Source organism: Pseudomonas sp. CHM02 (assembly GCF_000612585.1).
GTDB lineage: Bacteria > Pseudomonadota > Gammaproteobacteria > Pseudomonadales > Pseudomonadaceae > Aquipseudomonas.
Map to the genome: position 1 here is coordinate 33,544 of NZ_JFCA01000003.1, position 16,759 is coordinate 50,302.

A 16,759-nucleotide genomic window follows, 5' to 3' on the forward strand; every position below is an offset into this window, starting at 1 on the left:
TATCCGGCCCGATCCCGTGCGCCACAAATCTGTCATCCGTTCATCCTCTGCTCACCAACAACAAACAAGTCCGGCGTACCGGACGAGGAGGGGCGGTGAGCGCAAAACCCTTTATCCGTTTTTCAGGCGTGCAAAAAAGCTTCAAAGTCGAGGGCCGCCAGTTTGTGGCCGTGCGCAATGTGTCGCTGGAGGTCCAGCGCGGAGAAATCATCACCCTGGTCGGCCCCTCGGGCTGCGGCAAGTCCACCTTGCTCAACATGACCGCTGGGCTGTTTGGGCCCACCGAAGGCGTGGTGCATTACGACGGTGCCGAGGTCAAAGGCGTGAACACACGGGTCGGCTACATGACCCAGGCCGATCACTTGCTGCCTTGGCGCACGGTGGTGGGCAACATCGCGGTGCCGTTGCAGATTCGCCGCGTGCCCAAGGCCGAGATCGAGGCGCGGGTTGAGGAGCTGATGGCACTGGTGGGCCTCACCGGTTTCGGCGAAAGTTACCCCAATCAGCTTTCCGGCGGTATGCGCAAACGCGCGGCCATGGCGCGCTTGATGGCCAGCGACCCGGAAACCCTGCTGATGGACGAGCCCTTCGGCGCCCTCGATGCGCAAATGCGCCTGACCCTGCAGACCGAACTGCTGCGCCTGTGCCGCAAGCTCAACAAAACCGTGCTGTTCGTCACCCATGACGTCGACGAGGCCATCGCCCTGGCCGACCGCTGCGTGGTGTTCGCCGGTCGCCCCGGCACCATCGACCATGTGCTCGATATCCCCTTGACCGGCGAACGCAACCTGGTGCAACTGCGCTCCGACCCACGCTACGTGGAACTCTGCGCCGAACTGTGGAAACGCCTGGCACCCGACGTTGCCGGCGCCGCTGACCCTTCTTCATTGGCTCACTCGCTGGAGGTCGTATGATCCAGGTTTATCGCTTGCTGTTCTTGGTGTTCCTCATGCTGTTGTGGGAAGGCGTGTCGCGCTGGTTTGGCGTGGAGTTCTTCATCAGCCGCCCTTCGGCCGTGGCCCAGAGCCTGTGGAAAATCCTGCTCAATGGCGTGTTTTTCTACCATGCCGGCATCACCACCTTGGAGGCGGTGCTGGGCTTTTTCTTCGGCTCTCTCGCAGGTTTGATCGCAGGCCTTGTACTGGGCCGCGCCAAGTTGCTGGCCGACATCCTTGATCCGTTTTTGACGGCCTTCTACAGCCTGCCGAAAGTGGCGCTGGCGCCGCTGTTCATCCTCTGGTTCGGTATCGACTTGCCGATGAAAGTCATCCTCACCGCCGCAGTGGTGTTCTTCCTGGTGTTCCTCAACACCTACAGCGGCGTGCGCAACGTGTCCCGCGAGCAACTGACCATCCTGCGCCTGATGGGCGCCAAGGAACGTGACCTATTGACCATGGTGGTGATCCCCTCGGCCTTCACCTGGGTGTTCACCGGCCTGCGGTTGTCGGTGCCCTATGCGCTGATCGGCGCGCTGGTGGGCGAGATCATCGCCGCCAACCGTGGTTTGGGTTACCTGCTATCGGATGCGGCCTCGCAGTTCGACACCGCCGGTGTGTTTGCCGCGCTGGTGGGGATCATTGCTTTGGCGCTGATCCTGAACACGGCGGTGAAGCTGGCCGAAAGCAAGCTGATGCCGTGGAAAGCCAATGAAGCGGAACGTGAAGTCGCGGTTTAACCCCCTCTGGTTTGGAGCTTGATCATGCTTAAGCGTCTTGTGATTGCCGGTCTGTTGTGCGCTGGCTTCCTGCCCGCCGCCCAGGCTCAGGACCTCACCAAGGTCACCCTGGCGTTCCCCAGCGAAGGCTTTCTGTATGTGCCGATCTACGTCGCGCAGAAACAGGGCTACTTCGCCGAAGAAGGCCTGAATGTGGAAGTGATCGTGTTTCAAAAAGGTGGCTCGGCAGCGTTGACGGCCGTGCTCGGTCGCGATGCCGACGCCTATGTCGGTTTGCCTGCGGTCGCAGTGCGCGCGCGGTCCAAAGGCCAGAACGTGCAGGCGTTTGCCGCCGTGCAGACCCAGTTCGGCAGCACCGTGGTGATCGATGGCGAGTCGGCGCGCAAAGCCGGTGTGTCGGCCACGTCGCCCATCTCGGCGCGTGCCGAGGCCCTCAAGGGCTTGAAGATCGGCGTGACTGGCCCCGGCAGCACTACCGACATGTTGGTGCGCTACTTGGCCAAGGACGCCGGCCTGAACCCGGATAAGGATTTCACCATCGTGCCCATCGGCGGTGCGCCGAACATGCTGGCGGCGTTTTCCCAGGGCAGCATCAACGGCTTCTCGCTGTCGCCGCCCACCGTCACCACGGCGGCGCAGCAGGGCGGGTTTGTGCTGATGGACCTGGCCAAAGGCGAATACAAACCCTTGGACGGCTTCCTGTTCACCGCGATGATCGCCCGCGAGGACTGGTTGAGCAGCAACAAGGCCACCGCCGAGAAACTGGTGCGCGCTATCTGGAAAGCCGAACACCTGATCGCCAGCGAACCGGACAAGGCCCGCGAGTCGGTGCGCCCGTACTTCGCCCACACCGATGCGGCGATCTTCGACGCCGCCTGGGCGGCTTCGTTGCCGTCCTATCCGGCCACGCCGCGTATCGAACAAGACGGTGTCGAGAAGAACATCAGTTTCATGAACGCCGTCGAGAATGATCCGGTGACACTCGACCCGCAACAGGTCTACACCAACACCATCGTCGACGCCGTGGCGCCGACTGTTTCCACCCTCAAGGGAGAGGCGAAATGACGCCCAAGGTTCATCTGGTCAATGTATTTCCCGCCACCGCACGTGGCGGTAATCCGGCGCCCACCGTGGCGCTGGCCGACGGCATGAGCGACGCCGACATGCAGCAAGTCGCCCGCGATTACGGGCATGAGTGCGGCTTTGTGTTTGCCGCACCGGCCGGCAGCGATTTCGATTTTGCCCTGCGTTTCTGGGTACCCAACCATGAGATGGAAATGTGCGGCCATGCCACCGTCGGCGCCATTTGGCTGCTGGATCAATTGGGCATGCTGCACAAGGAGCGCCTGGCGCTGTGGACGTTGAGCGGGCGGGTTGATGCACAGGTCACTAACGCCGGTACGCCGCAGATCCAAGTGGAAATCAGCCAACCCAAGGGCCAGGTTGAAACCTTGAGCGACCCGCAGGTGGAGGCCGAAATTCTGTCGGTGTTGGGCATCACGTCCAATGAACTGGCGCCGCTGCCGATCCAGAACGCCCGCACCAGCCGGGTCAAGACGCTGGTCGCGCTGAAGAGCGTGGCGGTGCTGGACAGCCTCAAGCCGGACTTCCGCCGCATGGAGCAACTGTGCGAGCGCATCGGCTCTACCGGCTTGTATCCCTACGCGCCGTCGGACCTTGAAGGTCGTCAGTTTGATGCACGGCAATTCCCCAAATCCTCGGGTTACCCGGAAGATGCCGCCACCGGCATCGCCGCCGCGGCCTTGTCTTTTGGCCTGCTGGAAAATGGCTTGGTGACCGCTGACGATCGTCCGGTGTACATCCGCCAGGGCCGCGCAATGGGCCGGCCTTCGCAGATTTCCCTGCGCTTTCGTCACGATGCGGCGGGGCAGTTGCAGGGTTGCTGGTTGGGTGGGTATGTGGAATTTGTCGAGGAGCCCGCATGAGTATTCGCGAGCGTATCGCCGCATTGGGCTTGCAACTGCCCGAGGCGCCAGGACCCAAGGGTGACTATGTGCCGGTGACGATTCATGCGGGTGTGGCCTATGTGAGTGGACAAGTGTGCCGGCTGGGCGATGGCGTGATCAGCGGACCGGTAACGGAGCAAACCCCGCCAGCGCGGGTGACCCAAGCCGGTCAAACGTGTGCGCTGCGTGCCTTGAGCGTGCTGGATCAGGCGGTAGGGTTGGAGAACGTCGAGCGCATTCTGTTTGTGCGAGGGTTTGTGTATGGCGGCGAGGGTTTCCATAGATTTTCCAGCGTGGTCGACGGCGCTTCCCAGGTGCTGATTGATGTTTTTGGCGAGCAGGGCCGGCATGCACGGTCGGCGGTCGGCGTGGCGGGGTTGCCCAGCGGCGGAATGCTGGAATTGGAGGTCACCGCCGTTATCAAAACGACTGGATGACACATCGGCACTCACCTCAATGAACGCGTAAAATGCCGGTCTTTTTACGCGTATCTCGCAAAGGTGCCCCTTGAGCGCAGGCAAAACCGTCGGACTGTTACTACTCACCTCCCTGTTGGCGGCGTGCGGCACCTCGCCGCCACGCACGCCCAATGACCTCTGCGGCATCTTCCGCGAAAAGGACGATTGGTACGACGCCGCCAAAGTCACGCAAAAGCGCTGGGGCGTACCGATCCAAGTGCCGTTCGCCATCATGTATCAGGAGTCTGGCTTCCACCAGGACGCCTTGGCCCCACGCAAGTACCTGCTGTGGATCATCCCCTGGGGCCGCGTCTCCACCGCCGCCGGCTACGCCCAGGCCAAGGACGAAGTGTGGAACGACTACCGCAAGAGCACCGGCCGCAGCGGGGCCAGCCGCCAGGACTTCGACGACGCCATCGACTTTGTCGGCTGGTACATGGACAAGACTTCCACCATCAACGGTGTCTACAAATACGACGCCTACGGCCAGTACCTGAACTACCACGAAGGCTGGGGCGGCTATCGCCAACGCACCTACGCCGCCAAGGCCTGGCTGCCGCCGGTGGCCAGCAAGGTGCAGGCGCGCTCGCAGATGTATGCGACGCAGTATGCGCGGTGCAAGGATGATTTGGGGCGGGGGTTTTGGAGTCGGTTTTGGCGGTGGTTGTGAGGGTTAAGTTAACTATTGTGGTGGGCAGGGCTTGTTGTGGTGAGCGGGCTTGTCCCGCGTTGGGGCGCGAAGCGGCCCCAAAAAAAGCGCGTTCTGCCTGATTAGAACGAGTCTGTTTTAGGGCCGCTTCGCAGCCCAGCGCGGGACAAGCCCGCTCACCACAAGGTTTTGCTTGATGCGAACGGACTTAGCTCGGCTGCATACACTCCAGCGACCGATCCACCATCCACTGGCCATGTCCACCAGGTGCATGACCGACAGCACCAAGGTGCGTGAAGTCCCTTCCAGTTGATCCCCGGCCGTTTGCGCCGCAACGGCGGCACAACGCAACACGCTGCTGGCGTGGGCCAGGGCGTCTTCGAAGCTGAGGTCTGGGGTGGTGGTGAAGAATTGCAGTTCTGAAGCGGGTGGCGCGGGGACAGGTTTGTCCATGGGTTCAACTCCTAATCAACGTTAGAGAGCCGTTACCTTCGCTACTAAACGGGGTGGCGGCCGTACGCAGGTTAGTAGACCGGTGATTAGGACCCGGCGCACCCGAAGGTGCCCTGCGCACGGCCACCATAACGCAGGGCCGAAAAAAAGCGCCTTGCATAAGGGGGCGCTTGGCGCCTAATCACATCGTGGGCTACTAAACCCGGTCACTGAATGGGCAGTGACCGACGAAGACTAGCCACGTGATTTGAGCGGCGCAAGCGGTTGGGATTCTCTCGGAAACGTCCTGCGAGTTAAAGGGAAATGTCACTGATTTGAGGTGTGTCATCTCTCCAACATTCCGTATGGCGCCATGAGATCAAGGCACAAAAACTGACACTAGTTCTCTGGCGCAAAGGTTTCGCACATCGTCATCATCACGGCACGCAAGCTTGCTTGAGGGGCAGCGGGCTTTTTTCATTGGTGTGTCATGTGTGTACAAAAAACGCATTGCCATTTAGCGGTGTGTAATATACACACCTAAGGGTGGGCGATGGGAAGTCGAGAGGTGATTGACCTGTTGGTTGCAGATGGTTGGGTTGAGGTGGCGGTGAAGGGGAGTCATCACCAGTTCAAACACTCTGTGAAGCGGGGGAGAGTAACCGTCCCTCATCCCAAGTCGGAGATTGCCAAGGGCACTCTGCACAGTATTTTCAAGTCAGCAGGGCTCAAGCAATGACTCTGCTGGAGCGTTGGACGAGCGCCGAAGGGGCTCGTCCAGAGGAGGATCAATGAAATTCCCAGTGGTAGTGCATAAAGACGCTGACTCGGATTACAGCGTGACCGTTCCTGATGTGCCGGGGTGTTTCTCGGCGGGTGGATCTTTCTCCGAAGCATTGGATAATGTTCGTGAAGCATTGGCTTTGCACCTTGAAGGCCTGGTTGCCGATCAAGAACAGCTTCCTCAGGCGCAGGAGGTTGATGCTCATATAGGTAATCCGGATTTCGCCGGTGGTGTCTGGGCGATCATTGACTTTGATCTAACGCCCTATCTGGGCAAGTCAGTGCGGTTTAATGCCTCTTTGCCGGAACACCTGTTGCAACGCATTGATGAGCGTGTGCAGAAGGACCATCGCTATGCATCGCGGTCAGGGTTCTTGGCGACTGCTGCATTGCGTGAGCTTTCAGCGTAAACCAACTCAAGCAAACACTATCTATCCAACGGAAACCCCATGAGCCCCGAAGAAGTCCAAATCACCGACATCCGCCCCGGTACCGGCAAAGCCGTGGTCAAGGGCGCGCTGATCACCACCCAATACACCGGCACCCTGGAAGACGGCACGGTGTTCGATTCCTCCTGGGAGCGGGGCAAGCCGTTCCAGTGTGTGATCGGCACCGGGCGTGTGATCAAGGGCTGGGACCAGGGGTTGATGGGCATGCAGGTGGGCGGTGTGCGTACCCTGTTCGTGCCGGCGCATCTGGCCTATGGCGAGCGGTCGATGGGTGCGCATATCAAGCCCAACAGCAATCTGCGTTTTGAGATTGAGTTGTTGGAAGTGCTGACGCGGGATGATTGAGACCTCCAAGATAAACGCTTCCTGAACCCACCCTGAAGAATCTTCTTATTCCCCATACGGAAACTTTCCTACGGTTTACTCTCCTTTCATCGGGGCGTAAGCTTCGCGCGTTTTCATCAATAGCGGAGACCCTCAGTGGGTACTTGTTCGAGTGACAGTAGTCGGCCGGTTTCGGTAACCGGCACAGGCTTGGCAAGGTAACGCGCATTTTTCCGATGCCGTTGTCTCGCCACTAAAAGCGAGAAGCGGCATCCCGGCAGCGCCAGTCCTGGCATCTGCCCGAATCCCTCTCATCGACGCTGACCAGCACCCGCCTCACCTCGGGATGCTACGGACGCGCCTGTCTTTTACGACAGGCGGGCCAAGCTGGCTGTGCCTATAAAACGGGCGCGGTGCAGACGGCGGTACCTGCACGACGGTTTTTTCCTCGCGCAGGAGTAACACCATGAACCTGACTCTGTTGAAAGAGTTCTTTGCCGGCTTCCTGCGGACCCGGCACATTGCCCGGCATTTCCGCCGCCTGGCGATGCTCGACACCGTGACCGACGCCAGCGTCAGCCGCGAAGTGCCGCCGACCCTGGCGCAAACCCTGGTGGTCTCGGCCAACAGCAGTGCGGTGCAATTGCTCGGCACCCTGGGCAGCCATTCCGAGGGTTTGACGACTCAGGAAGCCGATGCCCTGCGCGTGCAATACGGCCTCAACGAAGTCGAACATGAGCAACCGCTGCCATGGTGGGTGCACCTGTGGCACTGCTACAAAAACCCGTTCAATCTGCTGCTGACCTTGCTGGCGGTGATCTCCTGGCTGACCGAAGACATGAAAGCCGCCACGGTGATTTTCTCCATGGTGGTGCTGTCGACGCTGCTGCGTTTCTGGCAGGAGGCCAAGTCCAACAAGGCCGCCGATGCCCTCAAGGCCATGGTGAGCAACACCGCCACCGTGCTGCGCCGGGACGAAGCCAAGCGCATCGAGCTGCCGATCAAGCAATTGGTGCCGGGCGATCTGATCATCCTGTCGGCAGGCGACATGATCCCCGCCGACTGCCGCGTGCTCAGTGCCAAGGACCTGTTCGTCAGCCAGGCGGCGATGACGGGCGAATCGATGCCGGTGGAGAAGTTCGCCCAGCAGCAGGATGCCCACACCCGCAACCCACTGGACCTGGAAAACATCCTGTTCATGGGCACCAACGTGGTGTCCGGCGCGGCGACAGCGGTGATTCTGACCACCGGCAACAGCACCTATTTCGGCGCCTTGGCCCAGCGCGTGACCGCGACCGACCGTGCGACCACCTCGTTCCAGCACGGCGTCAACAAGGTCAGCTGGTTGCTCATCCGTTTCATGTTCGTGATGGCGCCACTGGTGCTGTTCATCAACGGTTTCACCAAGGGTGACTGGACCGAGGCCCTGCTGTTCGCACTGTCGATTGCCGTGGGCCTGACCCCGGAAATGCTGCCGATGATCGTGACCTCCACCTTGGCCAAAGGGGCGGTGTTCCTGTCGCGCAAAAAAGTCATCGTCAAGCGCTTGGACGCGATCCAGAACTTCGGCGCCATGGACGTGCTGTGCACCGACAAGACCGGCACCCTGACCCAGGACAGGATTTTCCTGGCGCGTCATGTGGACGTGTGGGGCGAAGAGTCCGATGACGTGCTGGAAATGGCCTACCTCAACAGCTACTACCAGACCGGCCTGAAAAACTTGCTGGACGTGGCGGTGCTGGAACATGTGGAGGTGCATCGCGAGCTGAAGGTCGGCACCGCGTTCCAGAAGGTCGATGAGATCCCGTTCGACTTCAATCGCCGGCGCATGTCGGTGGTGGTCGCCGAGCAGGGCCAGCCGCACCTGTTGATCTGCAAGGGCGCGGTGGAAGAGATTCTGTCGGTGTGCAACAACGTGCGCCATGGCGACGTCAATGAGGCGCTGACCGAGGACCTGCTGGCACGCATTCGCCAGGTCACTGCAGCGTTCAACGAAGAAGGCCTGCGCGTAGTGGCCGTGGCGGCGCAACCGATGGCGCCAGGGCGCGACACCTACAGCCTGGCCGATGAGAAAAACCTCACGCTGATCGGCTACGTGGCCTTCCTCGACCCGCCGAAGGAGAGCACCGCGCCTGCACTCAAGGCTCTCAAAGCCCACGGCGTCGCCGTGAAAGTGCTGACAGGTGATAACGAACTGGTCACCGCCAAGATCTGCCGCGAAGTGGGCCTGGAGCAGCAGGGCCTGCTGATGGGCAATGACATCGAGGACATGACCGACACCCAGCTGGCCAAGGCCGTGGAAACCACCAATGTGTTCGCCAAGCTGACGCCGTCCCACAAGGAGCGCATCGTGCGCCTGCTCAAGGCCAACGGGCATGTGGTGGGGTTCATGGGCGATGGCATCAACGACGCGCCGGCGCTGCGGACCGCCGACATCGGCATTTCGGTGGACAGTGCAGTGGATATCGCCAAGGAAGCGGCCGACATCATCCTGCTGGAAAAGAGCCTGATGATCCTGGAGGAGGGCGTGCTGGAAGGCCGGCGCACCTTCGCCAACATGCTCAAGTACATCAAGATGACCGCCAGCTCCAACTTCGGCAACGTGTTCTCGGTGCTGGTGGCCAGTGCGTTCATCCCGTTCCTGCCGATGCTGCCGATGCACCTGCTGGTGCAGAACCTGCTGTACGACATTTCGCAGATTGCGATTCCGTTCGATAACGTCGATGCGGAAATGCTCAGCAAACCCCAACGTTGGCAGCCGGGCGATGTCGGCCGTTTCATGCTGTTTTTCGGGCCGATCAGTTCGATCTTTGACATCACCACGTTCGCACTCATGTGGTATGTCTTCGATGCCAACACCCCCGACCACCAAACCCTGTTCCAGTCCGGCTGGTTCGTGGTGGGGCTGCTGACCCAGACGCTGATCGTGCACATGATTCGCACCCCGAAAATCCCGTTCCTGCAAAGCCGTGCGGCGATGCCGTTGATGGTGATGACCGGTGTGATCATGGCCGTGGGGATATTCCTGCCGATGGGGCCGCTGGCGCATTACTTCAAATTGCAGGCGCTGCCGTCGCTGTACTTTGTGTTCCTGCCGGTGATCCTGCTGGCCTACATGGCCCTGACCCAGGCGGTGAAGGGCTACTACATCCGTAAATTCGGCTGGCAGTAACAACGCCCCCTTGTAGACGCCGGCAAGCCAGCTCCTGCAGCGGGCTGTGGTCAAGGAGATTTTTCATGCAAGCAATCAACAACATCAACCTCAATTCCCTGATCGATACCCTGGTCAGCCTCACCGCCGCCTTTATCCTCGGTGGCCTGATCGGTTTCGAGCGCCAGTACCGCCAGCGCACGGCGGGCCTGCGGACCAACGTGCTGGTGGCGGTGGGCGCGGCGATCTTCGTCGACATGGCCAACCGCCTCGGTGGCGCGGAAGGCGCGGTGCGAGTGGTCGCGTACGTGGTATCGGGCATCGGTTTTCTCGGTGCCGGCGTGATCATGCGCGAAGAAGGCAATGTGCGCGGGCTCAATACCGCTGCCACTCTGTGGGCCTCGGCCGCGGTGGGGGCCTGCGCGGGTGCCGACCTGATCCTTGAAGCGCTGCTGGGCACGCTGTTTGTGCTCGCGGCCAACACTTTGCTGCGGCCGATCGTCAATAACATCAACCGCCAGCCGCTGGATGTGGTGTCCGCGGAGGTCACCAACATCCTGTACGTGATTGCCCGGCGTACCCAGCAAAAAGCCGTACTGGCCTTGCTGGAGGCTGAGCTGGCACGGTGCAACTACCCAGCCAGCGATGTCGATGTGCGTCCCTTCGGCACCGAGGAAGTGGAAATCGAAGCTACCCTGGCCGTGACCTCCGTCGACGGTGACGAGTTGGACGCGTTGGTGGCGCGGATCTCCATGTCGACCCTGGTGGTACAGGCCTTCTGGAGCCCGAGTACCACTGAGTAATCCTCGGCTGTCAGGCGATGCCCCGCGCAAAGCTGACTATGCTGCTGCAAGGAAAAGTCCTACAAGCATTCAAGACTATCCCTTCATTTGATAAGGCACACCGTTGTTAAGGTTGCGCGCTTGCGCCTCGGCTACAAAGGCGCAGCTCTATGTGTTGACCGTGCTTTATCAAAAGGAGGGGCCTGTGTTGCCTGGCGCGTTGCGCGGAGTATTCAGTACCGTTTGTCGGAACTGTTACTTTTCACAGGTAGATAGGTCCCGTGTGATATGTGAGCGTATTGATCCCTCGGGGGAGTCTTATGAGCAAAGCTTTAATTGTGGATGATCACCCTTTTATACGCGCCACTGTGAAGTACCTGTTGAAGCAGGAAGGTTTTGTAGAAATCTTTGAGGCAGGCAACGGCGCCGACGCCATGCAGATTGCGCGTGAGGAACGTCCGGATCTGGTTATTCTCGATTTGGCAATGCCCAAGCTCGGCGGGCTGGAGGTGATCAGCCGGATCAAAGCGCTGGGACTGCCTTGCAAGATTCTGGTGCTGACCTCGTACCTGGCCGTGTTCTTCTCCACCCGCTGCATGCGCGCCGGGGCCATGGGCTTTGTGGCCAAGACGGGCGAGCTTGACGAACTGCAGAAGGCGATCAGAGCGATCAGGTGCGGTTACAGTTGCTTCCCCAGCGTGGCCAGCAGTTCAGTACGCCGCGACGATTTGCAGACCACTGAGCAAGAACTGGTGGAGGCGCTGTCAGACCGCGAATTGACGGTGCTGCAGAAGCTGGCGCTGGGCCTGGGCAACAAGGAAATCGCCGAGGACATGCTGCTGAGCCACAAGACCATCAGCACCTACAAGACGCGGCTCAAGGAGAAACTGCGTATGTCCTCGGTCGTGCACCTGTCCAAGTTCGCCCAGCGTAACCATCTGATCTGAAATGGCCACCTCACGGCTGAAAAGGCTCATGGTCATTCTGCTGTTGGGGCTGTTGCCGTGCGCGGCGATGGCCCTGGATGCACCACACGACTTGCGGCTGTTCGGCCATTCCACTCTCGAAAACCCACGCCTGGAGCTTGATGAAAGCGACTGGCGCTGGTTGCGCGAACGGCGCATGTTGGTGATGGGGGTCTCGGCACCCGACTACGCACCTTTCGACCTGAGCAACGACAATGATTTTGAAGGTATCACGGCTGACTATACGTGGCTGATCAGCCTTATCTTGAATGTACCTGTCGAGGTTCGACGCTACGACACCCGCGATGAAGTGATCGAGGCGCTCAAGCTGGGCGAAGTGGATTTCGTCGGGTCGGCCAATGGCTATGAGGCGGCCGACAAGCAATTGGTCCTGTCCCGTTCCTACGCCAATGATCAGCCCGTGCTGGTAACCCGCACGGGCGACAGCCATGCATTGAGCGCCGACCTGGCTGGCAAACGCGTTGCGATGCTTTACCACTACATGCAACCTGATGCTGTCCAGGCCTTTTACCCAAAGGCGCAACTGATGTTGTACGGCTCGACCCACCAGGCCATTGGTTCCGTGGCGTTCGGCCAGGCGGATGTCTACCTGGGCGACGCCATCAGCACCCGCTACCTGATCAACAAGAACCATCTCAATAATGTGCGCATGGCAGATTTTTCCGCGCTGGAGGTCAATCCGTTCGGGTTCGCTTTCACCCGGGACAACGTCCGTCTGCTGAACATCATCAATGCCGCGCTGGCGGTTATTCCGGCCAGCCAACAGATGGAAATCCTGCGCCGCTGGAGTGCCGGTGACAGTGGTTTCCTGGCGGCAGACCGGTTACGCCTGAGTGACAACGAGCAGCGCTGGCTGGGGAAGCATCCACGGGTGAAAGTTGCGGCGCTCGACAAGTTCATGCCGTTGTCATTCTTCAATGAACAGGGGCAGTTGATGGGGTTGAGTGACGAGCTATTGTCGCGGATCAGCTTGCGCACGGGCTTGAAGTTCGAAGTGGTGCAGCGGGACTCATTGCCTCGGCAAATCGATGAAGTGAGCACGGGGCAAGTCGACATGATGGCGGTGATCACACCCAGCGTCGAGCGTTCCGAGAAAGTCCGGTTTACCCGCCCGTACTTGTCCAGTCCCTATGTGCTGGTCGCGCGCGCCGGTGACGAGAGGCTGGTGACCCTGGAGGACATGCCCGGAAAAAGACTGGCGCATATCAGCGGCAACAGCATCGGTGCGCAAATTGTCCGGGACTATCCGGGTATCGTCTTGGTGGATGTCGAGAACCCTGAGGAGGCCATGGATTTGGTCGCCAAAGGCAGCGTCGATGCGACCGTCGTTTCGCTGATCAGCGCACGCTACATGATTGCGCGCCATTATCGTGATCGTCTGCGCATCACCAGTACAGTCGGCACGGAACCGGCGCGAGTTGCCTTCGGCGTCAACCGCAGCCAGCTGGAACTGCATTCGATCCTCGAGAAGGCACTGTTGAGCATTTCGCCTGAAGAAATGGACGCGCTGACCAACCATTGGCGCAGTGAGATACTCATCGAAGACAGCTACTGGATCAGTCATCGCAATGTGATTATCCAAGGGTTTGGCCTGGCCGCATTATTGCTGCTGGTCACGCTGGGCTGGGTGCTCTACCTGCGCAACCTGATTCACAAGCGCGCCCAGGCCGAACGGGCCTTGAGCGACCAGATGCGCTTCATGAGCGTGCTGATCGATGGTACGCCCCACCCGATTTACGTGCGTGATCGACAGGGCCGGTTGATGGCGTGCAACAACGCTTACCTCGATGTGTTCGGCTTCAAGCTGGAGGACGTGATCGGCAAGACTGTGGTGGAAACGGATACCGGCAACCCGCCCCAGGCCCAATCCTTCCATGCTGATTACTTGAGCCTGATGGAGCGGGGGGAACCGCAGATCCAGGACCGGGTTCTCAAGGTGCCCGGTGGCGGCGTGCTGACGATCTACCAATGGATGCTGCCGTACCGTGATAGCAACGGCAACGTGGTGGGCATGATTGCCGGTTGGGTGGATGTGAGCGAGCGTCACCGCTTGCTGGGCCAGTTGCAGGAAGCCAAGGAGGAAGCCGACGCCGCCAACCGCGCCAAGACGACTTTCCTGGCGACCATGAGCCATGAGATCCGCACGCCGATGAACGCGGTGATCGGCATGATCGAGCTGGCGCAAAAAAACGCCGAACAAGGTCGCGCCGACCAGGATGCGCTGGAGGTGGCGTCGATGGCGTCACGGAGCATGCTGGAGTTGATCGGCGATATCCTGGACATTGCGCGGATAGAAACCGGTCACCTGTCCCTGACCCTGGCACCGGCCAATCTCCACGAGTTGCTGGCCTCGGTGGCGCGGGTGTTCGAGGGACTGGCGCGGGACAAGGGCCTGATGCTGCAGGTCGAGCTCGACCCGATGACCGACCGATCGGTGCTGATCGACCCGTTGCGTTTCAAGCAAGTGGTGTCCAACCTGCTGGGCAATGCCATCAAGTTTACCGCCACCGGCCAGGTACGCTTGGGTGCCCAATGCACGCCGGCGCTGGCCGGCGACCACTTGAACCTGCGGTTGTATGTCGAGGACACAGGCATTGGCATCAGCGCCGAAGACCAGCAGCGCTTGTTCAACCCGTTTATCCAGGGCAGCAATAACGACCAGTCGGCACGCAGCGGTTCCGGCCTCGGGTTGGTGATCAGCCGTAACCTGTGCGAGATGATGGACGGGCAACTGCACTTGAGCAGTGTGCTGGGCAAGGGAACGCGGGTGGACGTGACGCTGACGCTGGCGTTGACCACGGCCGTACCGGTTTCCTCGCCTGTCCCCTCGGTCCCAACTCCCCATGCCTTGAACCTTCTGGTGGTCGATGACTACCCGGCCAACCGCCTTCTGCTGGCGCGCCAGCTGAGCTTCCTGGGGCATCACATTGTCACGGCGGCAGATGGCGCCGAGGGCTTTGCACTGTGGCAGGCAGGGCGGTTTGATGGGGTGATCACTGATAGCAACATGCCCATCATGGATGGCTATGCGTTGGCACGTGATATCCGTGCCCAGGAGCGTCAGCGTGGCCTGGTGCCGTGCCTGTTATTGGGGTTCACCGCCAACGCCCAGCCGCAAGAGACCGAGCGCTGCAGGCAGGCGGGCATGGATGGCTGCCTGTTCAAACCGACCGGTCTCGATGATCTGCGCGCAGCGTTGGCGTCGCGCACGGCCAGGGCTGCCACGCATAAAGCCGAGCCGGTATTTGATTTAAGTACGTTGATCACGTTGACGGGCGGCGAGAACAGCGCACTGGATGAGTTGCTGGTGCCGTTGCTTGGGAGTCTCGTCGAGGACCGCCTGTTGTTGCCGGCACTGTGTGACCCGTTGGACTTCGCCAAACTGCATGACCTGGCTCACCGCGTCAAAGGCGGGGCGCGCATGGTCAAGGCTCAGGTGCTGGTCGCTTGCTGCGAAACCTTGGAGGCGGTGTGTGAAAGACGTGACCCCGATGAGGCAGTGGCTGCCGCTGAGGCAGTAGGCATGGCCATCGATGGCTTGCACCATGGTCTCAGCCAGTACCGCAAGCAGCCTTGACGGGGTCGGTTAGCCATTCGGTGAATTTGGGAGAACTCCTACATGGAACGGGAACAAGCCTGATTTTGTCCTCGGGAGATGTCAGGAAAATGGGCGACGCTCACTGACGAGCACTGCCACCCCAGGGGTTCGCCATGTCAAACAAAGCACTGACCATCCTGATTGCCGATGAACAACACCTGCAACGCCTGTACATCGAGAAAATGCTCAATCGGTTGGGGTATTACCGGATCGTGCCGGTGCAGACCTTTGAAGAGGTCCAGTTGCTCACCGCCATTCCGGCCCAGCCCTTTGACGTACTGATCATCAATGCGGCCCTGGCGATCCACTCGTGCGGGCCTCAACCCCAGGCGCACCATGTGCTGGTCTACGATCACCTGGACTTGAACCCGGACTCGCCCGCTGGTGCAACGCCGGCGGTGCTGGTTCGGCTGCCCGGCGTACCGGACAACGTCAACCTCGAACACTTCATGGACATCATCGACCCACCCGCGGCCGCCACCGGCCTGCGGGTGTTGCCATGGCTGCGGGAGTTATCCCGCACGCCCGTGGCGCGGGTTTAGTCCCACTTCGGTGCGATACCCTTGGGGCTGGTCAGGCGATGGCCGCGTTCCAGCTCGGCAATCTGCGCCATGTCGGCAGCACTCAAGGTCAGTTGCAGGGCCTTGAGGTTGCTTTCCAGGTTGGCGCGCTTGGTCGACGATGGGATGACCGCGTAGCCCAACTGCATGGCCCAGGCCAGTGTCACTTGTGCCGGGGTGGCCTGATGGCGCTCGGCGATTTGCTGGATCACCGGGTCCTTGAGCACTTCGCCATAGGCCAGGGTCATGTAGGAAGTGATCTGGATACCGTTGGCGTTGGCGAACTCCACGACCTTGCGGTTTTGCAGGTAGGGGTGCAGTTCGACCTGGTTGGTGGCGATGTTTTCCGCGCCAACGGCTGCAATCGCTTGCTTCATCAGGTCGACGGTGAAGTTGGAAATACCGATCTGGCGAGTCAGGCCCAGGCGTTTGGCTTCCAGCAACTGGCCCATGAACTCGGCGACAGGCACCTGGTCTTCCGGCGATGGCCAGTGGATCAGGGTCAGGTCCAGGTAGTCGGTTTTCAGCTTGCGCAGGCTTTCGCGCAGGCTTGGAATCAACTGGCCTTCGGCGAAGTTGGCGATCCAGATCTTGCTGGTGATGAACAGCTCATCGCGCGGGACGCCGCTGTCGGCAATGGCTTGGCCGACGTCTGCTTCGTTCTCGTAGATCTGCGCGGTGTCGATGACGCGGTAGCCCAGTTCCAGGCCGGTGCTGACGGAATCGATCACGACCTGGCCTTGCAGGCGGAAGGTGCCAAGGCCAAAGGCCGGAACGTTTTGCGTAGCGATAGACATCAGTAACTCCTGAGGGGATGTGAACAATGGAGTCGAGTATCCGCCCGTCGTTCCTTCAGAAAAACCGCCGAATCCGAAAAGGACTCTTTACCGCAGGTCACGAATGGGCGGCGCGCCGACCCTGCGCCGCACCTGGGAAAGCCTCAAG

16 protein-coding genes are annotated in these 16,759 nt (G+C 60.4%); 14 read left to right on the forward strand and 2 right to left on the reverse strand.

Going from position 1 to position 16,759, the window contains the following annotated elements:
* The first annotated feature begins 95 nt into the window (after positions 1-95).
* The 6 genes from BM70_RS0102285 to BM70_RS0102310 all read left to right on the forward strand — a co-directional run bounded on the left by BM70_RS0102285 (position 96) and on the right by BM70_RS0102310 (position 4,770).
* Complete coding sequence (locus BM70_RS0102285) at positions 96-914, forward strand: ABC transporter ATP-binding protein (protein ID WP_025854492.1); 819 nt, start codon at positions 96-98, stop codon at positions 912-914.
* Positions 911-1,675, forward strand: a complete 765-nt coding sequence (locus BM70_RS0102290) for an ABC transporter permease (protein WP_025854493.1) — start codon at positions 911-913, stop codon at positions 1,673-1,675. The genes BM70_RS0102285 and BM70_RS0102290 overlap by 4 nt, the downstream gene beginning before the upstream one ends.
* Before the next feature lie 24 nt (positions 1,676-1,699).
* Positions 1,700-2,740, forward strand: a complete 1,041-nt coding sequence (locus tag BM70_RS0102295; protein ID WP_025854494.1) for an ABC transporter substrate-binding protein — start codon at positions 1,700-1,702, stop codon at positions 2,738-2,740.
* Complete coding sequence (locus BM70_RS0102300; protein WP_025854495.1) at positions 2,737-3,621, forward strand: PhzF family phenazine biosynthesis protein; 885 nt, start codon at positions 2,737-2,739, stop codon at positions 3,619-3,621. Before BM70_RS0102295 ends, BM70_RS0102300 begins: the two co-directional genes overlap by 4 nt.
* A complete protein-coding gene (locus BM70_RS0102305) occupies positions 3,618-4,079 on the forward strand; it encodes a RidA family protein (RefSeq protein ID WP_025854496.1) in 462 nt (153 codons plus the stop codon). The genes BM70_RS0102300 and BM70_RS0102305 overlap by 4 nt, the downstream gene beginning before the upstream one ends.
* Positions 4,080-4,149: 70 nt before the next feature.
* Positions 4,150-4,770, forward strand: coding sequence for a hypothetical protein (locus BM70_RS0102310; RefSeq protein WP_025854497.1), 621 nt, complete (start codon positions 4,150-4,152; stop codon positions 4,768-4,770).
* Positions 4,771-4,887: 117 nt separating this feature from the next.
* Here BM70_RS0102310 and BM70_RS31050 read toward each other — a convergent pair whose 3' ends face one another.
* Positions 4,888-5,202 carry a DUF6124 family protein gene (locus BM70_RS31050; RefSeq protein WP_256220867.1) on the reverse strand — a complete coding sequence of 105 codons (315 nt, stop codon included), beginning with the start codon at positions 5,200-5,202 and terminating at the stop codon, positions 4,888-4,890.
* Positions 5,203-5,734: 532 nt separating this feature from the next.
* Here BM70_RS31050 and BM70_RS32080 point away from each other — a divergent pair.
* The 8 genes from BM70_RS32080 (at position 5,735) to BM70_RS0102355 (ending at position 15,796) form a co-directional block, all read left to right on the forward strand.
* The gene (locus BM70_RS32080) at positions 5,735-5,920 is read left to right on the forward strand and encodes a type II toxin-antitoxin system HicA family toxin (protein ID WP_025854498.1); all 186 of its coding nucleotides are present in this window, start codon (positions 5,735-5,737) and stop codon (positions 5,918-5,920) included.
* Positions 5,921-5,972: 52 nt separating this feature from the next.
* Entirely contained in the window at positions 5,973-6,374 is a 402-nt protein-coding gene (locus BM70_RS0102325) for a type II toxin-antitoxin system HicB family antitoxin (protein ID WP_016977415.1), read from the forward strand.
* Between the two features lie 39 nt (positions 6,375-6,413).
* The gene (locus BM70_RS0102330) at positions 6,414-6,758 is read left to right on the forward strand and encodes an FKBP-type peptidyl-prolyl cis-trans isomerase (protein ID WP_025854499.1); all 345 of its coding nucleotides are present in this window, start codon (positions 6,414-6,416) and stop codon (positions 6,756-6,758) included.
* Positions 6,759-7,203: 445 nt separating this feature from the next.
* A complete protein-coding gene (gene mgtA / locus BM70_RS0102335) occupies positions 7,204-9,909 on the forward strand; it encodes a magnesium-translocating P-type ATPase (RefSeq protein ID WP_025854500.1) in 2,706 nt (901 codons plus the stop codon).
* A 65-nt stretch (positions 9,910-9,974) separates the two neighbouring features.
* Positions 9,975-10,691 carry an MgtC/SapB family protein gene (locus BM70_RS0102340; protein WP_025854501.1) on the forward strand — a complete coding sequence of 239 codons (717 nt, stop codon included), beginning with the start codon at positions 9,975-9,977 and terminating at the stop codon, positions 10,689-10,691.
* 299 nt (positions 10,692-10,990) lie between these two features.
* Complete coding sequence (locus BM70_RS0102345) at positions 10,991-11,617, forward strand: response regulator transcription factor (protein ID WP_025854502.1); 627 nt, start codon at positions 10,991-10,993, stop codon at positions 11,615-11,617.
* Position 11,618: 1 nt separating this feature from the next.
* The gene (locus BM70_RS0102350) at positions 11,619-15,233 is read left to right on the forward strand and encodes a transporter substrate-binding domain-containing protein (protein ID WP_025854503.1); all 3,615 of its coding nucleotides are present in this window, start codon (positions 11,619-11,621) and stop codon (positions 15,231-15,233) included.
* Between the two features lie 134 nt (positions 15,234-15,367).
* Positions 15,368-15,796 carry a hypothetical protein gene (locus BM70_RS0102355; RefSeq protein ID WP_025854504.1) on the forward strand — a complete coding sequence of 143 codons (429 nt, stop codon included), beginning with the start codon at positions 15,368-15,370 and terminating at the stop codon, positions 15,794-15,796.
* Here BM70_RS0102355 and dkgB read toward each other — a convergent pair.
* Positions 15,793-16,611: a 2,5-didehydrogluconate reductase DkgB gene (dkgB, locus tag BM70_RS0102360; RefSeq protein ID WP_025854505.1), complete on the reverse strand. Its 819-nt coding sequence runs from the start codon at positions 16,609-16,611 to the stop codon at positions 15,793-15,795. The genes BM70_RS0102355 and dkgB overlap by 4 nt on opposite strands.
* Positions 16,612-16,759: the final 148 nt, after the last annotated feature.

Coding starts and splice junctions, on each gene's coding strand:
- mgtA (WP_025854500.1), top strand. CDS start 7,204: ATGAACCTGACTCTGTTGAAAGAGTTCTTTGCCGGCTTCCTGCGGACC.
- BM70_RS0102305 (WP_025854496.1), top strand. CDS start 3,618: ATGAGTATTCGCGAGCGTATCGCCGCATTGGGCTTGCAACTGCCCGAG.
- BM70_RS31050 (WP_256220867.1), bottom strand. CDS start 5,202: ATGGACAAACCTGTCCCCGCGCCACCCGCTTCAGAACTGCAATTCTTC.
- BM70_RS0102340 (WP_025854501.1), top strand. CDS start 9,975: ATGCAAGCAATCAACAACATCAACCTCAATTCCCTGATCGATACCCTG.
- BM70_RS0102290 (WP_025854493.1), top strand. CDS start 911: ATGATCCAGGTTTATCGCTTGCTGTTCTTGGTGTTCCTCATGCTGTTG.
- BM70_RS0102325 (WP_016977415.1), top strand. CDS start 5,973: ATGAAATTCCCAGTGGTAGTGCATAAAGACGCTGACTCGGATTACAGC.
- BM70_RS32080 (WP_025854498.1), top strand. CDS start 5,735: ATGGGAAGTCGAGAGGTGATTGACCTGTTGGTTGCAGATGGTTGGGTT.
- BM70_RS0102300 (WP_025854495.1), top strand. CDS start 2,737: ATGACGCCCAAGGTTCATCTGGTCAATGTATTTCCCGCCACCGCACGT.
- BM70_RS0102345 (WP_025854502.1), top strand. CDS start 10,991: ATGAGCAAAGCTTTAATTGTGGATGATCACCCTTTTATACGCGCCACT.
- dkgB (WP_025854505.1), bottom strand. CDS start 16,611: ATGTCTATCGCTACGCAAAACGTTCCGGCCTTTGGCCTTGGCACCTTC.
- BM70_RS0102350 (WP_025854503.1), top strand. CDS start 11,619: ATGGCCACCTCACGGCTGAAAAGGCTCATGGTCATTCTGCTGTTGGGG.
- BM70_RS0102330 (WP_025854499.1), top strand. CDS start 6,414: ATGAGCCCCGAAGAAGTCCAAATCACCGACATCCGCCCCGGTACCGGC.
- BM70_RS0102355 (WP_025854504.1), top strand. CDS start 15,368: ATGTCAAACAAAGCACTGACCATCCTGATTGCCGATGAACAACACCTG.
- BM70_RS0102295 (WP_025854494.1), top strand. CDS start 1,700: ATGCTTAAGCGTCTTGTGATTGCCGGTCTGTTGTGCGCTGGCTTCCTG.